At 58.9% G+C, this 2,092-nt stretch carries 1 pseudogene; it reads right to left on the minus strand.

What is annotated here, in order from left to right:
- A pseudogene (locus ACFSYH_RS14890) lies at positions 1-1,783 on the minus strand (hypothetical protein); the annotation flags it as partial.
- Between the last annotated feature and the right edge of the window lie 309 nt (positions 1,784-2,092).

The following is a 2,092-nucleotide window of genomic DNA, read 5'->3' on the forward strand; positions in this document are numbered from 1 at the left end:
CCTGCACCGTAACCGACTTACCCACATCAGAGGCCCGAGCCGTAAACGTTGAACCAGTCGCGCCATCAACCCGCTGACCCCCAACAAACCACTGGTAGCTCAGCGATACGCCTGGTGACCAGACACCAGGTACCACGGTGAGGGTGGAATCGACCCGCGCAGCACCCGTAATGATAGGAACTGCTGCGACCAGCTCTCCGGCCTGCACCGCAGCAGTCGGCTGAGACTCAGCGCTGGCGTTGGCGTACCCTTCTTGGAAGCCAATGACGCGCACGGTGATTTTCTTGCCAATGTCGTTGGAGGAAATGGTGTAGCTGGTGTCAGTTGCATCCTCGATCGCAGCGCCGTTTGCAAACCATTGATAGGCAAGTTCGGTACCCTCATCCCAGGTACCTGCATCCACGGTAAGGGTGGCATCAACCTGCGCTCTACCCGTGATTTTCGGGGTCGCCGCGTCCAGCGTGTTGAGCCGTTCAAGAACCGTGATCTGCCTGCTCGCCGGATTGGCGACGAATACCGTCGTACCAGCCTCGTCTTCCGCCACGGCAAGTCTGGCGACGTCCACTGCACCCTGTCGTGTGATGCCCGCTGCGTCGAGGTCGATCACATGATCCACTGGGGTGTGAGCTGCGGTGGAGAGCGTGCTGGCGTCGATCACCGAGACAGAATTGTCTGATCCTGTGCTGACAAAAGCAAGTTTCTCAAGGTTGCTCTGAGCCAAGCCCTGTGGGTCCTCTGCAACGGGCGCAATACCCCTCGTGGACATTGATCCACCGCTTAGAGGCTGGTACAGGTAGACTGCGTTCATCTCTCGTCCGTGCAACTTCTTGGAGGACAGTCCGAAGGCCCGGAAGTCGGTGTCTGAGAAGTACCCTGATGAAAACTTGGAGGGACTCGCTGCGACGGGATCAGACTCTCCGGTGAAGGACAGTGTTGCGGACGTGGTGAGCCTACGCGTCGTTTCCACGCGCGTGTTGGTCGCCACATCCACCGTGGTGAGGTACTCCTGGTAGGCCGCGTACACAAGTCCATCTGCAGTAGGTTTGGCAGTCGTACCCGTTGAGAATGGGTTGTACATAATGGCTTGCTGTCCGGGACGATACTTCGCGTCGCCGTCAACGCGCGGAGCGATCACGTCGGTGACCTTGCCATCTTGCACGTCTACCAGCACCACGCCGTCCGTGGCGAGCACGTAGGCGAATTGGTTGACTGGCGCATAGGTTAGGGCGTGTACGTCATGATCCGCGATGGTGATGGCCGCACCGACGGTCTTACCCGTACTTCCTGAGTAACGGGTGAGTGCACCGTCAGTTCCGTCCTGGGACACGACAAAGATCTGCTCATCTCCCGGAACCTCTGCGTCTGCAGGCGAGTTGTCTACGTACCAGCCCTGCGCGCCGGAAGGCAATGCCGCGGACCAGTCCTGCGCGCAATCCAGATCGAGCGCAGTCATGGCCGAGTACTCACAGTCGTCCAGCGAATACGCGGCAAGCCTCTTGTCCTGCTCAGAGTAGGTGTAGAGGGTTCCTTGATCTGCGCTAAGAGCCAGTTCGGTTACCCGATCGGCGGTGTGCAGCGCTGCGCTGGGGATGTAGTTAACCGCTGCGGGCTCTTCAACTGGGGCGGCTTCATCCTCAGCGTTTGCGGGCAGTACCGTGGCCGCTCCCGCGAGCAAGGCAACGGTACTTGTTGCTGCGGTCTTGCGCAGGAAACGTTGGCGACGTTCTGCGCCGTGTGGGGGTGGAACAATCCCGTTGGTTCGGGATGAGGTTGAGTTCCTCATTCGAGCTATTCTCTTTTCGCATCAGACGCAGTGCGTCTCGGGTCCATGACCGGGTGCGGGCTCTGTCGCCCCCTTCAGACCCGACCGGCAATAAATAAGGATAGCATTACCTAAGTTAGGTAATGCTATCCTGCTCTGCTTCTCACATCGCCCTCGCCCACATCAGCGCGTGGGCATGGGACATGAACTAGCGCGTGACCTTTTTAGTGGTTTTCGACGCCTTGACCACCGTGGTGTAACCAGACTTCTTACCAGTCACCTGCACCGTGATCTTCTTACCCCGCTGAGCCGCCTTCAAGGTGTACGTCT

Origin of the sequence: Populibacterium corticicola (genome assembly GCF_042683685.1) — a bacterium.
Lineage (GTDB): Bacteria > Actinomycetota > Actinomycetes > Actinomycetales > Cellulomonadaceae > Timonella > Timonella corticicola.